Here is a 1,714-nt window from a genome sequence, read left to right as displayed (position 1 = left end):
GTTCGCGCCAGCGGGACGGAGTCCTTTCTTGACAGTGCAGAGCGTCATAAAACCCCAGAAAAAAATTGTTTCTTTAGAACCCCAGGATGCAAGGAGACGCAGTCACTGCCCATCTGAGTTGCCATCTCTATCCTGCTGATCTTTCTCAATCTTGTCGGGATCCCTGTTTGGGGGGTGGTTGGCTTCTCGCTCTTGCAAACGGCGGATTTGGGAGCGCACCTGCAAAGCAATCTGTAAAGCAGTCTCTAGGATACGACCCTGTTCGCTGGCCTGCTCGCTCACCTGCAGAGCTGTCAAAGCTGCCAAGTTATCGCCGAAGAACTCGCTCTGCTGCTCGATCAGGTCTTCGTTTTGCCGCAAGATCCGTTCGGTTTTCAAGGCACGGATGAGATCGGCCCGGGTCAGTTTCAGGGCTTCGATCACCTCAGCCCTCTGGGCCAGCTTCACCTCGGGGTTGCCCGCTTCCACCAACTGGTCGTTGACGTGGACGGCCTGGATGATTCGGTTGTAGCGATCCACTTCCCCCAGCAAGTTCAACAGCAGCGGCATGCGACGGCTGCGGAAAATCCAATAGGCTTGGCCCAGAGCGGCAATAGCCGCCAGGATCCCCCATTCCACCAGCCAAGTGCCCCACGTGGCCTGTAGGCCAGGGATCCAAATCCGCCCCACCAGGGTAAGTAGGGATCCCCCTGTCCAGAAGGTCAAGAAACGCAAGAACAAGTCCAGCGTCACCAGCAAGCGTAGGAGATCCCAGAAAGCGGAGAACTGGCGCAGGCGATCCTTAAAGCGACGAACGGGCTGAGGCCGATACAACCAAGCCACCGGCACTTGAGAGAGGCTTTCAACTTGAGCTGGGGAGATGATCAGCTCTTGTAAGTCCCGCTGCATCGCCATTTGCTCTGCTGAGGCTGGGAAGTTTTCCCATTGTACTTGCGACCTTGAGCAGCTTGGGCTTGCTCAGGGATCCCTTCCCAGAAGGGAAGCTGCCTGGCCAAGTCTCGATAGAATGGGGTTCGCTGGGCTGTTTGCGTCTTCACGCCCTCGTGCTCACGTTGTAAGGCAACAGTGAGACACAAGACAGCTCGTCAAACGCAAAGGAGAAGAGCAGGGTGACCAGCCAATTGCGCCAACTGAAGGCCCATCTCGCTGAACCGGAAAACTTTGCCCCCTACGGACAGGTCATTTGCCCCACTCCCGATCACAAACCCTTCGACAGTCAAGATGCTCAGTTGTTCTTGAATCAAGGGCAGCCCCGCTTTTACATCATGCGCTTGCCTCGCCGCGGCCTCAAGTTTACTCAGATCACCCACCACATCCGCTGCACCCAGTGCCTGGGATCCCTGAATGGCAAGGAGTGGTTTATTGGTGTTGCACCGCCTGCCGATGAGCTGCACGTGGATCAGATTCAAGCCTTTCGGGTGCCTGGGGATCGCTTTATCAAACTGGAGATGGGTACCTGGCATGCCGGCCCCTATTTTGACCACGAAGAGTTCATCGATTTCTACAACTTGGAGCTGGCCGACACCAACATCACCGATCACGAAACCATAAACTTACTCCAAACCTACAACCTGGAGTTCCAGATCACCCCCTGACAAGCTTTTGGGGATCCCTTGTCAACTTTCTCGTCAATCGGGCAAAAAGCAGCATTGATCATTGATCACAGCAATCTTTCGCTTGAGCGCAAGAAGAGCATGCCTCTAACCCCCAAAAC

Annotated in this window: 2 protein-coding genes; one reads left to right on the top strand and one right to left on the bottom strand. The window is 55.2% G+C overall.

All coding sequences use genetic code 11. The features are described 5' to 3' along the window. Positions 1-102: 102 nt before the first annotated feature. Entirely contained in the window at positions 103-894 is a 792-nt protein-coding gene (locus NW818_RS13630) for a hypothetical protein (protein ID WP_414424859.1), read from the bottom strand. A gap of 215 nt (positions 895-1,109) precedes the next feature. Between NW818_RS13630 and NW818_RS13625 the strand changes: the two genes are divergently transcribed. Next, positions 1,110-1,595, top strand: coding sequence for an ureidoglycolate lyase (locus tag NW818_RS13625; RefSeq protein WP_011431703.1), 486 nt, complete (start codon positions 1,110-1,112; stop codon positions 1,593-1,595). Positions 1,596-1,714: the final 119 nt, after the last annotated feature.

This window comes from Synechococcus sp. R6-5 (assembly GCF_047461775.1).
Taxonomy (GTDB): domain Bacteria; phylum Cyanobacteriota; class Cyanobacteriia; order Thermostichales; family Thermostichaceae; genus Thermostichus.
Note: the sequence above shows the minus strand (reverse complement) of the source record. Positions and strands in the feature narration are given on the sequence as shown.

Excerpts from the sequence above, each read along its gene's own strand:
- NW818_RS13630 (WP_414424859.1), bottom strand. The coding sequence starts at position 894 with ATGGCGATGCAGCGGGACTTACAAGAGCTGATCATCTCCCCAGCTCAA.